This is a genomic window from Paenibacillus lactis (assembly GCF_017873605.1).
Lineage (GTDB): Bacteria > Bacillota > Bacilli > Paenibacillales > Paenibacillaceae > Paenibacillus_AQ > Paenibacillus_AQ lactis.
Map to the genome: position 1 here is coordinate 320,816 of NZ_JAGGKI010000006.1, position 23,372 is coordinate 344,187.

The 23,372-nt window shown below is 47.2% G+C and carries 29 protein-coding genes; 22 read left to right on the forward strand and 7 right to left on the reverse strand.

Annotation, left to right across the window (positions count from 1 at the left end; all coding sequences use genetic code 11):
- Positions 1–297: a putative quinol monooxygenase gene (locus J2Z18_RS14310; RefSeq protein ID WP_007128069.1), complete on the forward strand. Its 297-nt coding sequence runs from the start codon at positions 1–3 to the stop codon at positions 295–297.
- A 355-nt stretch (positions 298–652) separates the two neighbouring features.
- Positions 653–1,138, forward strand: coding sequence for a DinB family protein (locus J2Z18_RS14315; RefSeq protein ID WP_210094852.1), 486 nt, complete (start codon positions 653–655; stop codon positions 1,136–1,138).
- A 254-nt stretch (positions 1,139–1,392) separates the two neighbouring features.
- Here the strand turns inward: J2Z18_RS14315 and J2Z18_RS14320 are convergent, their stop codons facing one another.
- The 4 genes from J2Z18_RS14320 to J2Z18_RS14340 form a co-directional block, all read right to left on the reverse strand.
- Positions 1,393–1,566: a hypothetical protein gene (locus tag J2Z18_RS14320; protein WP_210094853.1), complete on the reverse strand. Its 174-nt coding sequence runs from the start codon at positions 1,564–1,566 to the stop codon at positions 1,393–1,395.
- Positions 1,567–2,278: 712 nt separating this feature from the next.
- The gene (locus tag J2Z18_RS30455) at positions 2,279–2,950 is read right to left on the reverse strand and encodes a serine hydrolase domain-containing protein (protein ID WP_210094854.1); all 672 of its coding nucleotides are present in this window, start codon (positions 2,948–2,950) and stop codon (positions 2,279–2,281) included.
- 252 nt (positions 2,951–3,202) lie between these two features.
- A complete protein-coding gene (locus J2Z18_RS14335; protein ID WP_210094855.1) occupies positions 3,203–3,778 on the reverse strand; it encodes a TetR/AcrR family transcriptional regulator in 576 nt (191 codons plus the stop codon).
- An 87-nt stretch (positions 3,779–3,865) separates the two neighbouring features.
- Positions 3,866–4,324, reverse strand: coding sequence for a DinB family protein (locus J2Z18_RS14340; protein ID WP_144869890.1), 459 nt, complete (start codon positions 4,322–4,324; stop codon positions 3,866–3,868).
- Positions 4,325–4,617: 293 nt separating this feature from the next.
- Between J2Z18_RS14340 and J2Z18_RS14345 the strand changes: the two genes are divergently transcribed.
- From J2Z18_RS14345 to J2Z18_RS14425, 17 genes are all read left to right on the forward strand, one after another.
- Complete coding sequence (locus J2Z18_RS14345; RefSeq protein WP_210094856.1) at positions 4,618–5,220, forward strand: TetR/AcrR family transcriptional regulator; 603 nt, start codon at positions 4,618–4,620, stop codon at positions 5,218–5,220.
- A 5-nt stretch (positions 5,221–5,225) separates the two neighbouring features.
- A complete protein-coding gene (gene map, locus J2Z18_RS14350) occupies positions 5,226–5,972 on the forward strand; it encodes a type I methionyl aminopeptidase (RefSeq protein WP_210094857.1) in 747 nt (248 codons plus the stop codon).
- Positions 5,973–6,411: 439 nt separating this feature from the next.
- Positions 6,412–6,720 carry a PadR family transcriptional regulator gene (locus tag J2Z18_RS14355; protein WP_279615609.1) on the forward strand — a complete coding sequence of 103 codons (309 nt, stop codon included), beginning with the start codon at positions 6,412–6,414 and terminating at the stop codon, positions 6,718–6,720.
- Positions 6,717–7,064, forward strand: a complete 348-nt coding sequence (locus tag J2Z18_RS14360; protein ID WP_007128060.1) for a DUF1048 domain-containing protein — start codon at positions 6,717–6,719, stop codon at positions 7,062–7,064. The genes J2Z18_RS14355 and J2Z18_RS14360 overlap by 4 nt, the downstream gene beginning before the upstream one ends.
- Before the next feature lie 13 nt (positions 7,065–7,077).
- Complete coding sequence (locus J2Z18_RS14365; protein ID WP_007128059.1) at positions 7,078–7,425, forward strand: DUF1048 domain-containing protein; 348 nt, start codon at positions 7,078–7,080, stop codon at positions 7,423–7,425.
- 15 nt (positions 7,426–7,440) lie between these two features.
- On the forward strand, positions 7,441–8,199 hold the full coding sequence (locus J2Z18_RS14370) for an ABC transporter ATP-binding protein (RefSeq protein WP_007128058.1): 759 nt from the start codon (positions 7,441–7,443) through the stop codon (positions 8,197–8,199).
- Positions 8,200–8,201: 2 nt separating this feature from the next.
- The gene (locus J2Z18_RS14375) at positions 8,202–8,963 is read left to right on the forward strand and encodes an ABC transporter permease (protein ID WP_007128057.1); all 762 of its coding nucleotides are present in this window, start codon (positions 8,202–8,204) and stop codon (positions 8,961–8,963) included.
- Between the two features lie 169 nt (positions 8,964–9,132).
- Positions 9,133–9,951: a sugar phosphate isomerase/epimerase family protein gene (locus J2Z18_RS14380; RefSeq protein WP_007128056.1), complete on the forward strand. Its 819-nt coding sequence runs from the start codon at positions 9,133–9,135 to the stop codon at positions 9,949–9,951.
- Positions 9,952–9,976: 25 nt separating this feature from the next.
- On the forward strand, positions 9,977–11,326 hold the full coding sequence (locus tag J2Z18_RS14385) for an amino acid permease (RefSeq protein WP_007128055.1): 1,350 nt from the start codon (positions 9,977–9,979) through the stop codon (positions 11,324–11,326).
- Between the two features lie 111 nt (positions 11,327–11,437).
- A complete protein-coding gene (locus J2Z18_RS14390) occupies positions 11,438–12,451 on the forward strand; it encodes an SIS domain-containing protein (RefSeq protein ID WP_007128054.1) in 1,014 nt (337 codons plus the stop codon).
- Between the two features lie 65 nt (positions 12,452–12,516).
- A complete protein-coding gene (gene frlD, locus J2Z18_RS14395) occupies positions 12,517–13,299 on the forward strand; it encodes a fructoselysine 6-kinase (RefSeq protein ID WP_040738094.1) in 783 nt (260 codons plus the stop codon).
- Between the two features lie 69 nt (positions 13,300–13,368).
- The gene (locus J2Z18_RS14400; protein WP_210094858.1) at positions 13,369–14,121 is read left to right on the forward strand and encodes a GntR family transcriptional regulator; all 753 of its coding nucleotides are present in this window, start codon (positions 13,369–13,371) and stop codon (positions 14,119–14,121) included.
- A 497-nt stretch (positions 14,122–14,618) separates the two neighbouring features.
- Positions 14,619–15,017, forward strand: coding sequence for a hypothetical protein (locus J2Z18_RS14405; protein WP_007128051.1), 399 nt, complete (start codon positions 14,619–14,621; stop codon positions 15,015–15,017).
- A gap of 216 nt (positions 15,018–15,233) precedes the next feature.
- A complete protein-coding gene (locus J2Z18_RS14410; protein WP_007128050.1) occupies positions 15,234–15,566 on the forward strand; it encodes a winged helix-turn-helix transcriptional regulator in 333 nt (110 codons plus the stop codon).
- Between the two features lie 409 nt (positions 15,567–15,975).
- Positions 15,976–16,707, forward strand: a complete 732-nt coding sequence (locus J2Z18_RS14415) for an NAD(P)-dependent oxidoreductase (RefSeq protein WP_007128049.1) — start codon at positions 15,976–15,978, stop codon at positions 16,705–16,707.
- 13 nt (positions 16,708–16,720) lie between these two features.
- On the forward strand, positions 16,721–17,179 hold the full coding sequence (locus J2Z18_RS14420) for a DUF2269 family protein (RefSeq protein ID WP_007128048.1): 459 nt from the start codon (positions 16,721–16,723) through the stop codon (positions 17,177–17,179).
- Positions 17,180–17,349: 170 nt separating this feature from the next.
- Entirely contained in the window at positions 17,350–18,705 is a 1,356-nt protein-coding gene (locus tag J2Z18_RS14425) for an FAD-binding oxidoreductase (protein WP_040738091.1), read from the forward strand.
- Positions 18,706–18,858: 153 nt separating this feature from the next.
- Here J2Z18_RS14425 and arsC read toward each other — a convergent pair whose 3' ends face one another.
- From arsC to J2Z18_RS14440, 3 genes are read right to left on the reverse strand one after another with little or no spacing between them, the layout of a single operon-like run.
- Positions 18,859–19,278, reverse strand: a complete 420-nt coding sequence (gene arsC / locus J2Z18_RS14430; protein WP_007128046.1) for an arsenate reductase (thioredoxin) — start codon at positions 19,276–19,278, stop codon at positions 18,859–18,861.
- 27 nt (positions 19,279–19,305) lie between these two features.
- Entirely contained in the window at positions 19,306–20,700 is a 1,395-nt protein-coding gene (locus tag J2Z18_RS14435; RefSeq protein ID WP_340901458.1) for an arsenic transporter, read from the reverse strand.
- A 12-nt stretch (positions 20,701–20,712) separates the two neighbouring features.
- Positions 20,713–21,039 carry an ArsR/SmtB family transcription factor gene (locus J2Z18_RS14440; RefSeq protein WP_007128044.1) on the reverse strand — a complete coding sequence of 109 codons (327 nt, stop codon included), beginning with the start codon at positions 21,037–21,039 and terminating at the stop codon, positions 20,713–20,715.
- A gap of 170 nt (positions 21,040–21,209) precedes the next feature.
- Here J2Z18_RS14440 and J2Z18_RS14445 point away from each other — a divergent pair, with 170 nt between their 5' ends.
- The 3 genes from J2Z18_RS14445 (at position 21,210) to J2Z18_RS14455 (ending at position 23,197) form a co-directional block, all read left to right on the forward strand.
- Positions 21,210–21,659 (forward strand): MarR family winged helix-turn-helix transcriptional regulator, encoded by a 450-nt coding sequence (locus tag J2Z18_RS14445; protein WP_007128043.1) that lies wholly within the window; start codon positions 21,210–21,212, stop codon positions 21,657–21,659.
- A gap of 58 nt (positions 21,660–21,717) precedes the next feature.
- The gene (locus tag J2Z18_RS14450; RefSeq protein ID WP_007128042.1) at positions 21,718–22,161 is read left to right on the forward strand and encodes an NAD(P)-binding domain-containing protein; all 444 of its coding nucleotides are present in this window, start codon (positions 21,718–21,720) and stop codon (positions 22,159–22,161) included.
- 223 nt (positions 22,162–22,384) lie between these two features.
- Positions 22,385–23,197 (forward strand): arsenite methyltransferase, encoded by an 813-nt coding sequence (locus tag J2Z18_RS14455; protein WP_210094859.1) that lies wholly within the window; start codon positions 22,385–22,387, stop codon positions 23,195–23,197.
- Positions 23,198–23,372 lie beyond the last annotated feature (175 nt).

The following is a 23,372-nucleotide window of genomic DNA, read 5'->3' on the forward strand; positions in this document are numbered from 1 at the left end:
ATGATTATTATTCATGCAAAAATGAAAGTAAACCGTGAACTGGAAGCAGAATTTCTGGAGTCCGTACAAGATCTTATAAAGTCATCCCGCGCGGAAGCAGGGAATGTGTCCTATAAGCTCTTGAAGGATACAGAAGAGGATGACACCTACGTGATGGTTGAACAGTGGAAAGATCAAGAAGCAGTGGGGGCTCACAATGCAAGCAGCCACTTTCAGGCGTTCGTTGCCCAAGCACCGAAATATCTGGCAGCTCCGTTAGATGTTCAAGCTTTTTCTGGTCAGCCTATCCGTAAATAAATTCAAGATCAAAAGTCAAAAAAAAAGGTCAGCCCTTGAGGGTTGACCTTTTTTTGCATCCCGTTATGCGCGAAAGAATCAGCTCGATATTATGCGTATCAAAATCTTGGATTGCAATTCGAAAAGGATCCGGGATTATTCGCAATCGACACTAATTACGAATAGTTGATGTTAACGTAATGCATAGAACATTTGAAACACTGACATTATGCTGTCAATGTTTCAAGCCTATAGTTGAAGTAAGTTTCCTAAAGCGTGGATGCATCTAAGCAAGTCTTCATAGACGGAGGATATTTCGATTAGATCGCGAACTATGGTTAGGAGTAATAAAGTCTTTATTTCAGGAGGCGGCGACATGTTGAAACTATTCGAATATAACTGGCAAGTTCGCAAAGATTGGTTTGACTGGTGCGATACGGTGAGCGAGGAAGAGCTACTGGCAAGACGGACCGGAGGCATAGGCAGCATTCTCTACACACTGCATCACATCGTGACCGTCGAATATGCTTGGTTGTGCGGGGATTTGCAAGGGAAGGAGCTTGACATTCCTTCGTTCGATGAGTGTGCCAGCGTGCAAGGATTACGGGATTATTCGGATCGGACCCATGCAGAAATTGCACCTTTCATCTATGCTTGGAATGATAGCCTGGAAGACCGTATTATGGTTGACACAAACCAGGACGGGGAGCAGGAATACTTTACATTCGGTGAGGTGATGCGGCACGTGATCGCGCACGAAATTCACCATATCGGTCAGTTGTCTATATGGTCACGGGAAATCGGAAAGAAGCCGGTTACGGCAAACCTGATTCGAAGAGGGCTATTCGATAAATCACGTTGATGTATTGGATATAGACGAGGAATATATCTCTTGCAACAACGAAAAGTAAATTCAAGAGATGATGAGCAGCCGTTACCCGGTGGAAACCCGAGAAACGGCTGCTGTTATATGCTTCTGGTAGAAGGGCACTCATACCAACGAAAAAATGCCCGGGAATAAGATTGGCAGCGACACCAACCGCCGACCGTAATGTCTGGCGGGTGAAAAAGTTGTGATGAACGAAACCTCGCTCCAAAGGGTTCGCGTCCGGATCGTCATCCTTGGTTGCTGAACCGCTGCTCGTTTTTTTTGTCAAGCCGAATCGACCGAATCAACCGAATCAACTGAGTCAATTCCATGCTTCCCTTCATTGCCATAAGCACAGACATGATCTTTACCCATAAAATGACGTCCGGCTGATAGATGGTGGCAATATGCCATACTGGCATGATTTTCGTCGTGCTCAATATCAGGATGATTAGAGGGCCTGCGAAATCCAGACCAATTTTCGATACAACTTTAATCGATATTGCAGTATCAGGATCAGGCTTCTTGAAGCCAAAACAGCGCTTCGCAGTACGAGCGGTCGAGTATATTCCCCAAGCGCTTAGCACGAATATGAGTCCATTTATAAGCAAGTATTTCACCGAAATGCTAAGAAATGTTCCTTCAAACGGATGCCCATTCAGTATGCTAATGACACCAGAAGCAATATCGGTAGTCGTAATGACATGCGTTTTGAGAAAAGTGGAATCGATCGCGCCCAGTACGTTGGAGAAAACGATAACGCCCAGCTCTTGCTCAGGAACAATATAGGTTTTGGGCTTGGAAGCCTATTGAACCCCCCGGCTGACCAATAACCGGCATCCCGTTCATGCGGCCCGACATCCAACCCATGGCATACGTTCCCGGCACAGGTTCGGTCTGCATCAGTCGCACACCTTCCGGAGAGAGCACAGAATCATCTTCAAAGCTGCCGCCGTTTATTTGTGCGATCAAGTAATGGCTCATGTCTTTTGCACTGGAATAAAGATACCCCGCCGGAGCATCCCCTGGAATAAAAATATATGGGCCGTCGTAAGCAATATTGTGCCCAAATATGCGCCGGTATGGCGTAGCTAACCCGTGCTCGGCTGCTTCATCGTGCGTAACGAAGCTGTTCTACATAGAAAGTGGGCTACAAATATGTTCCTTTACATAGTCGCCATACGATTGGCCGGACACTTGTTGCACAATATAGCCAAGCAGTACGTAATTAGCGTTTGAATACCTATAGGAATGTTCGGTTTGCGTGGTATTCTGTAAAAACTTTTCCGCATAAGATAAGGCGTTTTTCTCCAGAGCATCTTGATCTTGGTCATTGATGCTTGACAGCGTATTGCTAAAAGTCGAGATTTGGGAGAACCCGCTTGTTTGGTTTAGTAACTGACGTACAATAATAAACTGTGCACCTTTGAATTTGGCAGGGATGTAGCGCTGTATAGGTGCATCTATGTCAAGTTTTCCTTCTTCAGCAAGCTGCAGAACGGCCATAGCTGTAATTGACTTTCCGATCGAGCCTATTCCAAAAGGCGTTTCAGGTGTTACAGGACGGCCCGAAGAATCGGCTTGACCATATCCTTTCAGGTAAAGAATGCGATCCCCCTGTACAATCCCGAGAGCCAGACCCGGCAGGTTTTGCCTTTCCATCTCACGAGCAATATACGCATCCACTTCGGAGAAGTCAGATTCTCCATTGCCCTCTGCTTTCGAGCTTCCATCGCCCAGCGTGGAAATAAACAGGCTGAGGATCAATAAACTTCCTACAATGATGGCCACTTTCCTAATATTCATTTTCATACCACCCGAACCCCATTATTTTTTAACTGCAATTGATTCAAAATTCGAGTATATTCTTAATGTCAAAGTCGGAAGGGCAGCAAAGAGCACGCTAGATTAACTTCATAAGATAGACCGCTTGCCAAAATAGATTGCATTCGGTTTTGTTTACCGTTTAAGAATCGGTACTTTCATTTGTGCACGGAAGCTAGAATGAATATATTTATATTCATTCACCCAACGGTTAAAGGAAAGGCCTATCATGAATCATCTAGGATGATCCGTTAGGCCCTTCAGAATAAATTCCGCTAGGTATTGAATAATTTGAGGGAAGTATTGGATACCGATTTCATCTTTATGCGTATCGATGTAAACCAACGAATCAAAGAAAACGGGGAGTAGCTCTTCATCAATATCCGCTCTGATCTTCCCTGCAGACTTCCAGGCTTTAAATAGCTCTGTGTAAAGACTTCGGAAGGAGTCCAGATTTTTGCTGCCTTCTTGCCTGTAGTACTGCTCCAGTTCCTTATAGAAATCCCGGTTGTACCATTCCTTCAAAATTGGGTTGGTGTTAACGGCCTCGATATTCTTCGTTACCAGTTGGTTTATCAGCTCCAGCGGTTCTTGCTCTAAATCAAGCGATTCGAAAAGTCGTTTCTTGAGGTTCTCATTTTCTTCGATATAGATCTCTAAAAACAACTGCTCTTTAGATGAATAATAATTGTAGAACGTTCCAACGCCAATGCCGGCTAATTTCGCAATTTCCGCGATGCTGGTCTTCTTGAATCCTTTTGAACTGAATATCTCCTTCCCGCATTTAAAGATGTCTTCTTTCTTGCTCATGACTCATTGCTCCGTTCAGAATGAATATTTTTAAATTCGTTCATATTGAAGCACAATGCATAAGTTCTGTCAGCAGCACACACCTAGTCAGAAAAGCGGTCCGTCGAATCCGTTCAACCGTGCAATGACGCCGATTTGACCGATATGGTACGACTCATGATCGAAAATATGATGGAAGATCCATCGGAGCGTCGGCGGTGAAGGCGGTTCCCAACCGTCTGAAAAATGAGGGAGCTGTACGGCTGGCTCGTGTTCATCGTATTCCATGGCGCTAAGTTTGAGGTCAGTATGGTTACGTATGTCGATATATGCCTGGAGAATCTGCTGTGGGTGATCCAGAACGCCTTTGAGCCGCCGCTCTTCTTTAAGAGCAATCACGTTAATCCATTCGTCTTCGCTGCGAGCGATGTGCTCAACGATCCAAGCGATGGAATTCGGGTGGTCCGGATGCCTTGCATACCACTGTGCTTCAGTTAATTGATTTAAATAAGGAATCAATATCTTTCTTGCGTCGTTCCGATAAGGAAAAAAGGTAGCGAGTTTCATAAAAGCCTCCAATAAAAATAGAGTAGGTAGAGGTTGGCAAAGGTTTATCATGTGTCAGTGTAACTTATTTATGAAGTAGTGAGCAACGGATAACAATGTTTGCATCCAAATTTGTCGAACGACAAGAATCGCCGCATCAGTTGCGGCTTTTTTGTATTGTATTAAGAATCATCAAATATTGCATGTCATGGGCAGTCCATCAGAAGGCAGCGTCGAATGACTTGATCTATATTTCCACATGATGTATATTGGTTTTACATAGACATATCAGCAGGTCAAAAAAAGGAGGAGCCATGTCACCACGTACCAAAGAACAGAATGATGCGATCCGGGAGATACGGATGAACCAAATTATGCAAGCGGCTGCTGAGGTTTATTTGGAGAAGGGCATTCAATTGGAAATCCGCGATGTTGCGGTCAAGGCAGAGCTCGGCTACGGAACCGTGTATCATTACTACAAAAATAAGCAAATGCTTTTGGAAGATTTACTGTGGGATGCCCTGAATCGAACGGAGTCGGCAGTTCAGCCCGCTTTGACGGGGGAGGGCGGCCGTTCGCATGAAGCTGAGTCGTTCTCCAGGCTGCTCCTGCGGAAGTGCATCCAGGATCCTTCCGTATTTATTTTGCTTAAATCGGTTGCGGATAATTTTCATCACTTCCCCGGAAACCGGTTCATCAAGCTGTTTGCCGATTTTCAGGAGCGGATCTACTCGCCTTTTGTGGAAATGATTCGTGAAGGAATCGACTCCAAATCCCCGGAGAAAACAGCAAATCTGATATTTGGCTCTCTTATAGGCTGTGCAGCATTGAACATCCACCACAATATGCAGAGCGAGTTGGATGTGGAAGGGTTTGTCGAGATGATTTTTTCAGCTTTACAGTCAAAGGGGAGATAAATGGAATGATCATCCTGAAATCGAGCTCTGAAATTGAAGATATGAGAAAAGCGGGCTCCATTGTCGCTGCTTTTCACCAAGCCATTGCAGATATGATCCGTCCGGGTGTCACAACGCTCGATATCGAGTCGTTCGCGGTGCGGTTTTTGAAGGAGAATGGCGCCAGGGCTTATACGATGGGCTACAACGGCTATCCGTTTGCGACATGCGCGTCTGTCAACGACGTCATCGCCCATGGGTTTCCGAACCGGAAGCCGCTCAAGGAAGGAGACATCGTCACAATCGACATCGTCGCGGAGGCGGATGGCTGGATCGGCGATTCAGCCTGGAGTTATGCGGTCGGTGAGGTGTCGGACGAAGCCCGTAAATTGATGCAGGTAACGAAGGAATGCTTATATCTTGGTATCGAAAAGGCTGTAGTCGGAAACCGGATCGGCGATGTCATGCATGCGGTTCAAACCCATGCCGAGCGCAACGGATTTTCGGTGGTGCGCGATCTGCTCGGTCATGGCGTGGGAAGGGAGATGCACGAGGAACCGAATTATCCGCACGTGGGGAAACCGGGCAAAGGCTTCCGCTTGAAGGAAGGGATGGTATTTACGATCGAGCCGATGCTAAATGCCGGAGCACCGTATATGACGATTGATGCCGACGGATGGACTGCCAGAACCGCTGACGGTTCGCTTTCCGTACAGTACGAGCATACGATCGCCATTACTGCGGATGGTCCGATTATATTGACTGCACAATAGAATTTACTTTTATGACTAGAAACCGAATTCAAAAATAGTTTCATTTATTAAACGTGAGACATCGACTATCTCGCGTTTTTGTATGTGCACCATTAGGGAAACTAGCTAACTTTTTGGGAAGACACATCCTTAGAGGTTGTTTGACGACAAGTACATAGAAGCATATAAGCCGAGTAGCAGCGGCTTTTTTTTGTTTTGACGGTTATGTTCTTATTATCAAAACCTTGAGGATAAGAACATACACTTTTAGCCGAAAATGATAAGAACAAATAGGGGGAACCGTGGTTGAAACGGATGATCAACATTGAAGTTATCCCTGCCGGAACAAAAGCCGTTGACAAAGCGGCTACTACGTGTTACTTTATAGCAGTAGTAAGTAATACTGCATACCAGTCGTACAGAATAGCAAGGAGTGATTGTGCTGGAAAACCTAACGGAAATGCTCAAAGGTGTGCTTGAGGGCTGTGTCCTTGAAATTATAAGCCGCAAAGAAACCTACGGCTACGAAATCACACGGCAGCTGAACGCCCTCGGCTTCAAGGATGTTGTGGAGGGAACGGTGTACACCATCCTGATCCGGCTTGAAAAAAACAAATTGGTGGAGACCACCAAGAAGCCCTCCGACATGGGACCGCCGCGAAAGTTCTTCGCGATCAACGACGCGGGGCGTGAGGAGCTGCGGAAGTTCTGGGAAAAATGGGAGTTCGTATCATCAAAAATCAACGAATTAAAGGAGGAGAAACGATGAATTTTTGGGAAAGAATCACAGGCAGCGACATGACGAAGGAAATGAAAGCCTTTGAATCGCGAGCCCAAAAGCTGCCGGCTGACTATCAAGCGGCATGGGAACAAATTAATGCATATCTTTGGCCGCACTCCGATTTCACCGGCCGCAACCTCATGCCAATTCTTGACGGTGTGCTTGGGCTGCTCGAAGAAACGGCGGCTGATGGTCAAAATGTTCAAGAGGTTTTGGGTGGCGATATCAAAGGCTTCTGTTCAGCCCTGGCGGGTGAAGAAGGGGCAAAGTCTATTCGCGACAAGTGGCGAGAGCAGCTCAACCATAATATTGCAAAAAAATTAGGCAAATAGGAGGGAGGATGACATGAGAATCCGAGATATCATCGAAGGCAGAAAAGAGTGGCGAGCGCACGTGGCGCGCGTCAAAGCGCTTCCGCAGGATTATCAGATTGTTTATAAAGAGATTCAAAAGTATCTCTTTAAGGTCGGCCCAGTTGAACTAACCGAAGGGACGGATTTGCTCTCGGGGATTGTCGATCTATTTGAGGAAGGCGCGGCTTCAGGGAAAGGTGTGCTCGAAGTAACGGGCAGTGACGTAGCGGCTTTTTGCGATGATCTAATCCAAGATTCAAAAACGTACGCAGACATTTATCAAGAATCTATTGGCCAAGGAGCTAACAAGACGGCGAAAAAGGATACGGATAAAAAATAAATAGGGGGGATCGGGATGGAAACAGCGATTGAAGTTAAGGGTCTGCGAAAATCTTACAAGGACGCAGAGGTTCTGAAGGGCGTCGATTTTAATGTGAGGCGGGGTGAAATCTTCGCTCTGCTTGGCTCCAACGGCGCGGGCAAGACGACGATTGTCAGAATCCTTACGACGCTGCTCAAACAGGGCGGAGGCACAGCCGTTGTAAACGGATTTGACGTTGCGTCAAATCCCGAGAATGTGCGGCATGCGATCAGTCTGACCGGGCAATTTGCCGCGGTTGACGAGATATTGACCGGGCGGGAAAATCTGATTTTGATCGCCAAGCTGCGCCACCTTAAACATCCGCGTCAGGTTGCGGATGACATGCTCAAACGCTTCGGCCTGACAGATGCCGCGGACCGCAAGGCATCTACTTATTCAGGGGGGATGCGCCGCAGGCTCGACATCGCCTTGAGCCTTGTGGGTAATCCGCGGATTATTTTCCTCGACGAGCCAACGACCGGGCTTGATCCTGAAGCACGCATCGAGGTTTGGAAGACCGTAAAGGAACTGGCGGACGGCGGCACGACGATATTTCTGACCACACAGTATCTGGAAGAGGCTGAGCAGCTTGCCGATCGAATTGCGATTTTGCATGAGGGCAGGATTATTACCAATGGCACGCTTGAGGAACTGAAAAAGCTGTTCCCGCCTGCAAAGGTGGAGTATGTGGAAAAACAACCTTCATTAGAGGAGATCTTCCTCGCAATCATCGGTAATAAGGAGGGTAAGTAACGATGAACAAGTACTTTTTCAGCGACATGAACGTTATGCTAGGACGTTCCATGCGCCATATTTTTCGGAGCATGGACACCATCATCACGGTCTGCATTACACCGATTGCGATGATGCTGCTGTTTGTCTATGTGTTTGGCGGCGCAATTCAAACCGATACGGATAACTATGTGAATTATCTGTTGCCCGGCATCCTGCTGATTGCGATTGCAAGCGGGATATCCTACACGGCTTACCGCCTGTTTATGGATAAGCAACGGGGCATCATTGAGCGGTTCCACTCCATGCCGATTGCTCGTTCCGCCGTGCTGTGGGGGCACGTGCTGACCTCGGTGGTATCCAACGTCATTTCTCTTATCGTCATCATTGTCGTAGCACTTATTATGGGCTTTCGCTCTTCGGCAGGGATTCTTCCATGGCTCGCCGTAACCGGTATACTCGTTCTGTTTACGCTGGCTTTAACTTGGGTTGCGGCGATTGCCGGATTGTCCGGTAAATCGGTCGAAGGAGCAAGCGCATTTTCCTATCCGCTTATCTTCCTCCCGTTTATCAGCTCGGCCTTTGTGCCGACCGATTCGATGCCGAAGGTCGTTCGCGCTTTTGCCGAAAATCAGCCGGTAACTTCAATCGTGGAAACCATCCGTGCGCTATTATCAAATCAACCGGTAGGCAATGATATCTGGATTGCGCTTGCGTGGTGTATCGGCATTATGCTCGTCGCTTATTTCTTTGCGATGCGTGTGTACAATCAGAGAGCAGCTTAATGTTTGCAGGCTTTACAATAAAAATCGCGGTCAAACCCCGTTAAGAAATCCCTTTTATTAGGGAACTCTTGGCGGGATTTTTTTTTGCGAAATGGATTGAAATTATTGTATTCGTTGAATATAATACAAGACATAACAATATAAAGCGTTTTCAAGAGGAGGTGGAGCCATGAATATTGCAGGCATGAATATTACGTACAGGCATTTTCCGTTCGAGCATTTTCTTGAATCCATGACGGAGCTGGGGGTGGATCGGATCGAGCTGTGGGCAGGCGAGCCCCATTTTTACGTGTATCGGGGAGGGATCGGCCAATTAAGGCGCATCAGGAAGGATCTCAAATCAAGGAACATGAAGGTGGTTTGTTATACCCCAGAACAATGCGTGTATCCGTTTAATCTTGCGGCTTCGGATCAGGAGCTGCGGCAGAGAAGCGTGGATTACTTTGTCGAAAATGTATACGCAGCGCTGGAATTGGATGCCAACATGATGCTGGTCACCTCTGGAATCGGAAGCTTTCATGTACCCGTCGAGGAGTCCTGGAAGTATGCCGCCGATTCGATCGGTCGGCTGTCCAAGGTGGCAGAGCGGGAGGGAGTCACGCTTGCTTTGGAGCCTTTAACCCGCTTCGAATCGAACCTCATCACCGACGTCAAAGGCATTCAACGAATGATGGACGAGATCCGATCGCCGGCGCTCAAAGGAATGATCGACACCGTAGCGATGCAGCTCGCCGGGGAGAGACCAGAGGATTATTTCTCTACGCTGGAGGAACTCTGCCATTTTCACTTGATCGACGGGGATGGAGCGACGGACGCTCATCTGGCCTTGGACGAGGGGACGCTGGATTGGAGAGGTTACCTTGAAAGTCTTAAACGGCATGGATACCAAGGCACTTGTTCGTTGGAAATCATGGGATTTCATTATTATCAAGATCCGCACGATACACTCATGCATTCGATCCGGAAAATACGGGAAATAGGCATCTAATCATCTTGATATGGAGGAACTCACGATGAGTAATGGCACACTTACACGAAAGCTGGGCTTTTGGTCCGCTTTGGCTTTGGCCGTCGGAACGACGATCGGCTCCGGGATATTCGTCTCGACCGGAGACGTAGCCAGAGCCGCGGGATTGCCCTCGATATCGATACTGGCCTGGATTATCGGCGGCGTGATCGCCATACCGCAAGTCATGGTGCTAGCGGAGCTGTCAACGGCCTATCCCGAAAATGGAAGCGGTTACGTTTATCTGAACAAGGCGGGCTGGCGACCGCTTGCCTTCCTGTATGGCTGGGCGACGTTCTGGGCGCTGGATCCCCCGTCCATTTCGATCATGGCGCTGGCGATCGTCACGTATCTGGCAACCTTTTTTCCGTTTTTCTCGGGAATCGCCGGCAAACTGCTGGGGATCGCGATTATTCTGTTCATCACCTCCATTCACTACCGGAGCGTGAAGGAGGGTGGGCGATTTCAAGTCGTCATTACGCTGATCAAAATCATTCCGTTTCTGATCGTGATCGTTTTAGGTTTGATGTACATGAATTACGATCACTTCCCCTACACCCCCGGGCCCGGCTCCGCAAGCGGCAGCTTGATTGGCGGCATTTCGGCCACAACCTGGGCCTACACGGGCATGGCGTCGATCTGCTTCATGGCGGGAGAAATCCGGAATCCGGGCAAAGTGCTGCCAAAAGCGCTCATTAGCTCGGTGCTGATTGTCCTGGGGTTATACACGCTGCTTTCGGTGTGCATTACGGGGCTTATGCCTTTTGACAAATTGCTGGGTTCCAGCGCTGCCGTGTCCGATGCCGTCAGCTATATTCCGGGGTTGGCCAACATCGCGTCCCCATTCGTGGCGGTCACGGCCATCATCGTCATCCTAGGCTCCTTAAGCTCGTGCATCATGTTCCAGCCCCGCCTGGAATACGCCATGGCCAAGGACGGGCTGTTCTTTCGACGGTTTGCCAAGGTCCATCCCAAGTATGAAACACCAAGTTTTTCGATTGTGGCCCAGGTGACGTATGCCTGCATCCTTGTATTTTTCAGTGATTTAACTTCGCTGCTCGGTTATTTTACCCTGATCCAGCTGGTCATCAACATTTTGGACTTTGCCGCCGTCTATAAATGCCGGAAAAGGGAGGATTATAAGCCGATTTACAGGATGCCTATTTGGAGGGTGACGACGGTTCTGGCCATTCTTGGAGCGGCGTGGCTTGCTTGGGGAACGTTTACCTGGGCTCCACTTGAGGGGATGATCGCGGCGTTGATCGTCATCGCAACCGGCTTGCCCGTCTACTATTACTGGGAAAAGAAATATGGCCGAACAAGGGACCCGGACAACAAACCGCATATCGTGGCGTAACGATCTGTCATTTAAAAAATGATTGCAACAAATGTATTATCAAAATATAATACAAGACATAACAAATAAAGAATCGGAGCGCGCCTGCTCTGGTACAGGAGGAATCGATCAATGTTTAAATTCGACGAAGAGCTTTTCCTAAGACTTGTTGAAACAGAAGGGCTGGCATACCGAAGCCAAATCGAGGAGATTGTGGACGGGATCTGCCGGAAAGGTTACAGCAACATTTTCATGATCGGTTCCGGCGGCACGATCGCCATGATGTACCCTTACGAATATATCCTCAAATCCAATTCGTCGATCGACGTGCACGCGGAAATCGCCGCCGAATTCGTGGTGATGAACAACAAGCATTTCAGCAAAGATTCGGTATGTATCTTCACCTCGGTATCGGGAACCACCAAGGAGACGATCGAGGCCATCGAATACTGCAAATCTCGGGGGGCAACAACCTTTGCTTTGGTGGCCGAGCCGGATACGCCGATCACCAAGCTGGTGGACCACTGCATCACGACGGGATCGGAGAAGCATTCCTTCGATACGTTTTTCATCCTGCTGTATATGGTCGTATTCCGGTTCATGCATAACCGTAACGAGTTCCCTCAATACGAACAGTTCACGAAAGAAGTAGCCCTGCTTCCGCGGGCTATTCTGGACGCCGTCAAAGCATTCGACCCCAAGGCGGAAGCTTTTGCCATTGAGCATAAAGACACCGACTACCACATGATGGTCGGCTCCGGTAACCTGTGGGGGAATACGTATTCTTATGCCATGTGCGTGCTGGAAGAGATGCAGTGGATCAAGGCCAAATCGATTCATGCAGCCGAGTTCTTCCACGGTACGCTCGAGCTTGTGGTGGAAGATACCAGCGTTATCCTGCTGAAGGGCGAGGATGAGACTCGGCCGCTGACAGATCGCGTAGAACGTTTTGCCGAAAAAGTCACGAAGCGACTGACGGTCATCGATACCAAGGATTTTGCCATGGAAGGTATCAGCGAAGAGTTCCGGAAGCATTTCGCAGTCAGCATCAACTGGGCGCTGCTCAGCCGGATCAGCGTCTATCTGGAACGCGAGAGAAACCATCCGCTAACGCTGAGAAGATATTACCGCAAGATGGAATATTAATATGCACCGGGAGTGCTGCAATACCAGGCGGCACTCTTCTTTGAACAGAGGGAAGGTGAGAGAAAATGCGAATCGTGACCGTCGGAGACAACTGCATGGACGTGTATCAGTCTACCGGTGAGGCTTACCCTGGAGGAAACCCGGTGAACGTGGCCGTCTATTTGACTGAATTGGGCGCGGACACCGCCTATATTGGCTGGGTGGGAACCGACCGTTATGGGGAGATCATGGTCCGGGCGATCCAGGAGAAGGGCGTCGATACGTCAAGGGTATCGGCCAAAGAAGGGACCACTGCGGTGACCTACGTCGAAATGGCAGGCAGCGAAAGAAAGCTGGGAGATTATGAGGAAGGCGTAATGTCCGGCTTCTCCCTCAGTCCGGAGGATCTTCGGTTTACGGAGTCGTTTCAGCTCGTCCATTCCGCAATATGGGGCCATGCTGACCGCTATTATCCTTTTTTTAAAGAAAAGGGGCTGCTGACCTCTTTTGACTTTGCCGATAAGCTGGACCATGAACTCGTAACGACGCTTGCGCCTTATGTGGACTATCCGTTTTTGTCTTATACGCAGGATGACGAGCATATCCGGAATCTGATGAGGGAAATCAAGGCCCGGGGTCCCCGAATCGTCGTGGCCACCTTGGGCGACAACGGCTCGCTGGCTTATGACGGCGTCCAATTTTATAAGCATGGGATCGTTGAAGTAGAGGTCGTCGATACGCTGGGGGCGGGGGATTCTTTTATTGCCGGGTTTATTTACGGGACGCTGAGCGGGCTTCCGGTCGATAAATGCCTGGAGCAAGGCGCGCAAAGGGCCGCGAAAACCATCAGCTATTTTGCCGCATGGTGACTGAGGGCGACCATCAATGTATAATAGAGGGATAAGAAATGATCATTGATGGATAAGGATGAATGCTCGATGAATTTAAATCCTTCGACCCCTCAACCGCTGTATATGCAGATCCGGCAGATGTTGAAGAATGACATCCAGCACGGGCGCTACAAACCGGATGAGCAAATACCGACGGAAGCAGAGCTGTGCGACATTTATAACGTAAGCCGGATTACGATCCGCAAAGCGATTGAGGAACTGGTGCGGGAAGGAGCCCTTACCCGGATTCCACGGCGGGGGACCTTTGTGGCCTCCAACAAATTTCACAACGAGCTGCTGTCTGTAAGCGGATTCTCGGAGTTCAGCCACCAGCTTGGCATGATTCCGAATTCCCGCATTCTACGAAGCAATGTCATTGAAGCGACGGAAGAGGTGGCCGGGCATCTTGCGATTGAAGCCAGCAGCCCTGTCCTGGAGCTGGAGCGTCTCATGTATGTCAATGAACGCCCGCTGTTCTACGATATCGCGCATTATTCCCTGACCCGATTCCCCGATCTGGAGAAGAAGATCGCGATGAACGAGTCCACGTATAAAATTTTGGCCGAGGAATACGGGACGGAGATCGTAAGCAATGATAAAGAAATCGATGTCATTAGCGCGACACAGGACTATGCCAAGCTGCTGGAATGCGATGTCGGGGCCAATTTGTTTCGGATTTTGAAAATCGCCTTCGATGCCAAGGACGAGCCCGTACATCTCTCCACGTTCATGTGTGAAACCAATCGGGTGACTTTGACGGTGCATCGGGCCAAGCAGGCGGATTACAAGCAAACGGATTAATAATTGCGGAATTATGGTGCCACCGGCTACGGTGCAATGTGAACTGATCGTCGTAGCATGGCGATGGCGAGCTTCTAAGAACCGTTTTGATATCGCATACAGTGGAGTCCGCCGTATGGGTTGTACGAAGAGTGGACCGGTAGTAAATCAGACAAGCGTTAAAACCTTAGGTTTTAGCGCTTTTTTCTTTGGCACTAACAAGATCTTGGTTCCTTAGCCGACTAGATTGGTGTCTTTAGGGATTTAGTTAAAACATTAAAGTACATTGATAATCTTTTTATAATCAGAATCAATGGTACGCCCGCTTTATCTTCTCACTTGCATGAATGTTGTACAGTTATATTGGAAACAAAAGTAGGGATTCTAGTGGAGTCCCTAGGTACGGCACTATTAACCGGTGGCACCTTGTAGAGAAGGGAGCAGCTTCCCCAATGTAAATGGGTAGCCAACAGGAACGGAGGTCCACTCGATAAATATATAAAAAGCGAGGGATGAACATGAAAGCTGTAACCCCAGAACGCCAACAATTGCTGATACAATCGATGCAGTCAACTTTAAGAAAACTCGAAAACGGCTTTAAAAGGATGACCGAGAAAGAAGCGAACACATCGCTCATTAAGAAACGACGGGATGCAGTGAAAATCGCCTTAGATAGTCTAGAACATGCTTGGCAAGGAACGGAATTTTCATATGAGATTTCCGACACCCTTGAAGCTCGAACGGTTATAGCCGGTATTCTTCCATCCGTAATAAAACAGTATGAAAACGCTAAAGAAGGCAGTCCGCAAAAAACACTACTAGAAAGACGCATTGCTTCTATTGAAGCAGCCATAAATGCTCTGGATACCATATCCGTTAAAGGGGATTCCAACTATGTGATTAAGGATGAAGTTTGAAGGGAAAAGATTAGGATAACTTGATCCCAATCCGATCCTTAAGAAGACTTTATCTCATTCTCGATGGATCGTAGGGCGGTCGTGAAGGCTGGATTCGTTAAAGTCTGATTCCCTTTTTTCGTTTTCATGTTTGACTTGATCGTAGAGCTAGCGTAAAATTCAATTATGGCAATTTTAGGTAATGCACTTACTTGAAAGTAAGGGGATGATCCATCGATGATTCATCAGCGTCAATGTCCGATTGAGACACTCATTCATGTTTTAGGCGGCAAATGGAAGCCCCTGATTTTATGGCATTTGATGGACTCTAATAAGCGATTCAATGATCTGGAGAAGCTCATACCTGAGGTGTCACAAAAAATGCTCTCACAGCATCTCCGGAATCTGGAACGGGAAGGCATTGTCGATAGAACGGTCCATCCTACGGTCCCTCCAAAAGTAGAATATTCACTCAGTGAGTACGGAAAAACATTGATCCCTGTAGCAGAAGTCATGTGTGCTTGGGGAGAAAATCATAACAAGCGGAATATTGAAGACTCAGCGTCATAACGGTGGTTCAATGACCTTGTACATGGCTTCAATAACCCCAAACAAAAGCTGTCACGGGAATCCCGGGCAGCTTTTGTTATTCCTGCGGTCGCAAAATGACAACATTAATTCAAGTGTGCACCACTCAATGACGACCGTATGAGTCAAGTAATTGAATTCGCCCCCCTTGGCACGTGGCATTCATTAACGAGTTTTAGATCCTAAATGCCCCATTCTGTAGAATTGCCGTCAATCTGCCTATAAAAGAGCTCCCATTTCCTCCTGATCTTCATGTTCATGTTGGTGTCCTTTTGTCATGCTTACTTTTTAGTAAGGACCCTACTTTAAAGTGGGTTCTTAACATCATGCAAGGGCGATGCTAAGCTTGATCTAACCAAATAATGGGGACACGAAAGAGGAGGAAAAACCAATGAAAATTGTTGTGTTTGGAGCGACAGGGAATACAGGGAAGAGAGTGCTGCTACAAGGGATAAAAATGGGTCATGAAATGACCGCTTTTGTGCGAAATTCGGAGAAGCTTTATGAGCAACTAGGCGAGCATTCCGCCAAGCATGTGAAGGTTATCGCGGGCGATATGATGGAACCGGCTAGCGTCGGTGAGGCGCTCGCGCATCAAGACGCCGCTATTCTTGCAGCGGGCCATGCGGGGCAGGGAGACGAATTTAATAGGATCGTTGACAACATTATTAGCCAATGTGAATCGGTGCCAAGTTTCTCCGGGCGGGTATGGGTAATGGGGGGAGCCGGCCTGCTGGATATACCTTATACAGATCTAATCGGCAACAATTTACCCGGCTTTCCACCTGAATACAGGAACCATAACCGGAACCTCGAAAGGCTGCAACAGACTGGACTCGATTGGTCCATGATGTGTCCGGGAACCATGACAGTGTCGAGAGAGCAGCCGGATTCGGTTCCTCTTCTTGTAACAACGGAAACCTTACCCGTTCCGGTTCCAGAGACGATCAAGGAATATTCCGAGACGGATATTGCCGGTTACTTGTTCAGTCGATTTCATGAGCTGAATGTGGCTTATGACGATGTGGTCGCATGTATGCTGGAACATCTTGAGCTCGAAGGACCGTTTAAAGGAAAAAGGATCGGTCTAGCCTATCAAACCCAACATTCGACGGTGCGCTAAGGAGGAGGGAACTATGGGTTTGTTTGGAATCCTGCTCGTTTTGCATATATTGGCTTCAATCGCTATCATGGGCCCCACTTTTGTTTTGTTCATCATTCGAAGATCGGCCAAGACCGTCGGACAGCTGCACTTTGCATCTGGTATAGCAAACAGACCCTCTATCCTTCCTAAAATCGGCGGTACCGTCCTAATTTTAACCGGGGTTTGGCTTATGATCATAACCAAGACGGGGTTCTCCCAAATGTGGCTGAATGTATCCATCCTTTTAGCGCTGCTCACGGTCGTCCTGATTGACGGATGGATCGAGCCCCGTGTGAACAAGATCGAGAAGAGCATTTCTGAAAATTACGACCAGGGTAATGAGATACCCGCCGAATTCGGACTGCTGATCAAAAAGATCGTGCCCATCGAGACGGCAGCGCAGCTGCTGATGATTGCCATACTGGTGCTTATGGTCATGAAGCCATTTTAAAGGGCAGATGGGGACAACAAACCGATCGTAGAGTCATTAAAATGACTTAGAATCTCCTCAAGAAATTTTAAGGGCACCAGCCCATACACGTCACAGATTTTCATCATACATTATATGGCATCCGCCGATATGTCAAAAATGTATTCATTCTTCTCATTAATTCTAAGGAGATGGACAGATCCGTGAAGTCAGATGTGAGGCTTACTGGGCGAGTGATTTTTAGGGGTGACCCTGGGTATGAAGCAGCACGCAAAAATTGGGATCCACATACGGACAGATTTCCTAAGGTTTTTGTTTTTGCTCAGAAAACACAAGATGTGGCCAATGCCATTCGATGGGCTCGAAAAAATAAAGTCCCCTTGCGCCCGCGAAGCGGAAGGCACGCCTTGGAAGGCAATCTCTCGCAGGTCAATGGAGGAATCGTCATTGACGTCAGCGAAATGAAGAAAATTCGTCTGAACAAAAAGAGCAGCACAGCAGTAGTAGAGACCGGGAATCAGGTTGGCCGAATCGTCGATACGTTGGCTCGGCAGGGTTATATGGCCCCATTTGGCGACAGCCCAACGGTAGGGATCGGCGGCATTACGCCTGGTGGTGGAATCGGGCCGCTACAAAGAACGACCGGTCTCATCAGCGATAATTTAATCGAACTCGAAATGGTAGACGCCAAGGGGAGAATCATTCGAGCAAACAAAAAACAAAATTCCGACCTTCTATGGGCATCCCGTGGGGGAGGCGGCGGGAACTTCGGCGTTTATACCAAATACAAATTCAAGGTGCTGCGTGCTCCAAACAAAGCCACAGTATTTCGAATCACCTGGCCATGGGAGCAGTTTGAAAAAATCGTGAAGAAATGGCAGGTTTGGGCTCCGAACGCCAGTACCAAGCTCGGAAGTGAATTAAGCGTCGGTCCCAAAAAAGGCGGAAATGTCAGTATGCTGGGGATCTACCTAGGATCAAAACGCGAGGCGCTTACCCAACTGGAACCAATTCTTAGTGTTGGCACCCCGACGCAAAAAATCATCCGTTATCTGCCATACAGGGAAGCTACTAAGTTTATGCTCGCCCCCGATCCGGTTCTTACACAAAGATTCAGCAACCAGTTCTCCAGCGGCTTTGGCAGACGTCCATTTCCAGAGAAAGCCTATAAAGTCATGCGCGAGTTTCTGGAAAAAGCAGAGGGAGGGACGCCAGCCGGGTTCTTTTTCCTGAATTGGGGCGGCGCCGTAAGCCGCATCGCACCTAGAGCCACCGCATTCTACTGGCGCAAAGCTAAGTTCTACGTGGAATGGAACAGCTCTTGGGTGAATCCATCTCATGCAGCTAGAAATATCGCTTTGGCCCGAAACACCCGAAAGAAATTGCAGCCTTATATCGTAGGATCCTATATTAACGTTCCAGACCAGGGCATTAAGAGTTCAGGACCGGTCTATTATGGAAAGAACTATCCAAGATTGAGAAAAATAAAAGCAAAATATGATCCGAAAAATGTATTTAACAATCCGCAGAGCATTCCTCCAGCTTAACGATAACCAATCAATAAGAGCAAATCGAAAGTCGTTAGTTTCTACAAAATAAAGTGATTCAAAATAATCTACAACCATTCAATAAAACAAGAAGGCAGCCGTTAATGATATCGGCTGCCTTTATTGAACCAGCGAGCAGGGAAGGAGACTTGTCTATTCGCCTGAGACGGCAAACTTAAGTATTCGATCCCCAATCTCATCTCGAACCCTTTGGAACACAGCCCACTTTTCTTCATCCGTGCCCTGAGCTTTCGCAGGATCATCAAATCCCCAATGAACTCTTTTTACTGTCGGCGGGGTAACAGGGCATTTATTTGCAGCATCCCCGCATAGCGTTACAACCATATCCGCTTGGTTAAGAATTTCCGGATCAACCACATCGGAGGTTTGGTGGGAAATGTCGATCCCTACCTCATTCATGGCTCGAACAGCATTGGGATTCAGCCCGTGAGCTTCGATACCAGCACTGTATACATTCCAGCTGCTCCCTAGATGCTGTTTAGCCCAACCTTCAGCCATCTGACTGCGGCATGAGTTGCCGGTGCAGAGAAAGTATATGGTTTTCTTCTCCACGAATCATCGTCTCCTTTTATATAAAAACTACAAAACTGCTAACCACAAATAGAGCCCAAGCAAGGTTATAAACAGCGTTGGGACCGTGAGAATAATCCCGGTCTTAAAGTAAGTTCCCCAAGAAATTTTGACCCCTTTGGTAGAAAGCACATGAAGCCATAGCAATGTTGCCAATGAACCAACCGGCGTGATTTTAGGCCCCAAATCAGAGCCGATCACGTTAGCATAAATTAATGCTTCCCGAATCGTTCCAGACGTCTGGGTAGCATCAATGGCTAGCGCATCAATCATGACGGTAGGCAAATTGTTCATGACCGATGACAGAAGAGCGGCAATGAACCCCATACCCATTGTCGCCACAAATAATCCTTGGTCAGCAACGGTTTGTATAGCTATTGCGAGCAAATCGGTAAGTCCCGCATTTCGGAGACCATACACCACGACATACATGCCGATAGAGAAAAAGACAATTGCCCAAGGGGCTCCTATGAGGACTTCTTTCGTTGGGACCACCCGACTGCGCTGGGCAAGTAATAGGAACATAAGAGCGATGACACCAGCTATAAGGGATACAGGGATATTCAGAAACTCGCTGATAAAGTACCCAATTAAAAGAACGATTAGAACATACCAAGACATCCGGAACATGAAGGGATCCTTGATGGCATCGGCAGGCTCCTTCAAGCGGGTGGCTTCAAACTGCCGCGGAATACTTTTACGGAAGAAGAAATACAGGACCAAGATGCTGGCGATCAGTGAAAATAAATTCGGAATGATCATTCGGCCAGCGTATTCCCCGAACCCGATTCCAAAGAAATCAGCGGATACGATATTGACCAAGTTGCTCACGACGAGCGGAAGTGAAGTGGTGTCCGCGATAAACCCACTCGCGATAATGAAAGGGAATACCTTTTTTTCATCAAAGTTAAGCGCCCTTACCATGGCCAATACGATCGGTGTCAAAATGAGGGCTGCTCCGTCATTCGCAAAAAAGGCAGCGACAACAGCACCCAGAATGCTGACGTATACAAACATGCGGATGCCGTTTTCACGAGCAGCTCTTGCCATATGTAGGGCAGCCCACTCAAAGAATCCAATCCTATCTAAGATTAGAGAGATGATGATGATCGCAACGAAAGCTAACGTGGCATTCCAGACCATTTGGGTAACATCCCAGACGTCATGGACACTAACTACCCCGGCAAGTAACGCCAGCACAGCACCGCCGCAGGCTGACCATCCGATGGATAAATTTCTGGGCTGCCAGATAACCAAGGTTAAGGTAATCAAAAAAATAATACTAGCTAATACAACAGTTGCCATCTCGTCCTCCGTTTGCTTCAAAGTCTGTGTCATCGATGAACGACGGAAATCATTATATAACCATATACTTATATAAACAACAAGAAAAAACTTCAGAATGCTGCAAAAGCCTCATTCGCAAACCGAAGTTATTTCTTTTTTGTTAAGCGCAGTTAGAATGGTCTTAGAATTAGGCGTATACTCGAGCACCGACCTAATGTATGGTGGAACATCTACACTCAAGGAATAATATACCCACTGACCGCGTTTATCTTCTTTTACTAGGCCCTGGGATTTTAATTTTCTTAAATGCTGACTTACGCCGGGTTGAGAAATCTCCAGGATATCAACGAGTTCGCATACGCAAAATTCCCGGTCCCTCAACAAGGACAAAATGGTGAGACGGGTACCATCGCTTAGCAGCTTCAACTTATCAGCCATTTCGTAGATTTGCTCCAAACCAACACCTCCTTATCTGATCAACCATTTCTCACATAAGTAAACGGTTATATAATATTCGGATTCCGGTAGAAAATCAAATGAAAGATAAGTCTTTGATTTCTTACCCAAATAACATTTGCATATTGCAAATGTTTCGTGTATAAATGAATCAAGAGGTGAACAGAACAATGGAAAGCACTCGCGAACTATTTCAGATTATGACACGCCGTTTCGGCTTATTGAACAAAAATTGCTGCACTGTGGGTGGTAATGACATCACTCCTGTCCAAAGCCATATTTTGTTCGAAGTCGACCGTCAGCATAATCCTTCGATCCAGCAAATCGCAGAAACATTGGGGACCGATATTACAACATTCAGCAGACAAGTACAGTCTCTAATCAAAATGAATTTAATTAAAAAGACACCTGATCCTGCCGATCGCCGGGTATCGACCCTCTCCTTAACGGTTGAAGGGAAGTACGTAGCTACAACGATCGACCAACAGATGAATGCTTATCTTGATGAAATATTCTCATTTATGACCGAATTCGAGAAAGAGACGGTCCTTCGTTCCATCAAGTTAATGAATGAGGCAATGGCTAAATCTGATAATTGCTGCAGACCCATTATTGGGTAAATTTTTTTACCTTCAAATACTTGTATAATGCAAATAATGAACGAAGGGGGGCTTTAAAATGGCATCCGTTTTAGCATCAATTGTTATCGGAGGCGGGCAGGCCGGTATGGCTTCCGGGTATTACTTGAAGCAAAACGGGCTCAAGTTTTTGATCTTGAAAGCAGGCGAGCATGCAGCTGGTTCTTGGCCGCATTATTACGATAGTTTAAAGCTGTTTTCGCCAGTAAGGTTGTCCTCATTGCCAGGTATGAGGATATCTGGAGCTGCAACCCACTATCCGTCACAAAATGAGGTGATTCAGTATTTTCCCATAGGGGCTCTTGGCACTGAGGGAAAACCGATACAGACAGCAGGAATAAGCCTTACCGCTCCAGGACTTTATTATGTCGGTTTGGAAGGACAGCGTTCCTTCGCTTCCGCAACATTAAGGGGGGTGGGGCCGGACGAAAAATACGTTGTAAGCAAGCTAATGCGTTATTTGAAAATAAGAAATCATTTATAGGGAGGATCTTACCTATGTATTTAAATTGGTGGGACGAAGAATATCTTTTGAAGCAGCAGCAGCTCGAAGTTGAGCGAGCCAGTAGGGAAGCCTGGAAATGGAAAAAGCCAAAAGAGGGGGTGTTGAACCAACTTCTTTGGAGACGGCAACCTGCGAATTCAATAGCCTGTTGTACGCCTAGCTGTTGCTGATCTTATAAAAACTACTCGAAGGAGATGATCGAATGAATCAAGTAACGAACGATCAAATTCGCCAAAATGTACGTAACCGTTATAAACAAGTGGCTATTCAAGAAGGTAATGCTAGTTCGTGTTGTCAAACCGACATACAAACAACCAGCTGCTGCAGTACACCTTCCGACTTCAATTCGATCTCAAGTAAGCTTGGATATTCGAATGATGAACTAAGCGCGGTGCCTGAAGGTGCAAATCTTGGTTTGGGGTGCGGCAATCCCCAAGCTGTTGCGTCATTAAAGCCTGGTGAAGTCGTACTCGACTTAGGCAGCGGCGGGGGTTTTGACTGTTTCTTAGCGTCCCGCCAGGTGGGGGAGACCGGTAAAGTGATCGGCGTTGACATGACACCTGAAATGGTTAGCCGTGCACGTAACAATGCTATTAGAGGGGAGTATTCGAATACAGATTTTCGTTTGGGAGAAATTGAGCATCTTCCTGTCGCTGATAACACGGTGGACGTCATCATCTCAAACTGTGTTATCAACCTTTCGCCTGATAAGCAGCAGGTGTTTAATGATTCGTTTCGTGTTCTAAAAAGCGGCGGCAGGCTGGCGATTTCCGATATTGTGACAACAGCAGAGCTTCCTTCAGAAATAAAAAGCGACTTAGATGAACTTTATTCAGGTTGCATATCAGGAGCATCTTCAATTAGCGAAATTGAGACAATGCTTCAACAAAGCGGATTTACCGATATCTCCGTCGAACCGAAGGATGAGTCCAAAGATTTTATTAAGGATTGGGTTCAAGGATCCAATATCGAGGATTACATCGTATCAGCCGTAATCAAGGCAATCAAGCCTTAGATATTACTAAACACTTTTTTCGTTTAACGGAAAGGGCTGGGTTTTATACGCACAACAGAATATTGGGAAGCTGGCGTTTTTGAGAAGCAGGGTGTCACGGCTGGTAAGTTTATTGATGTAATGACCATGGAAAAAAACGACTTACTTTAAGAGAAGATTTATGCTCCTGTAGCGA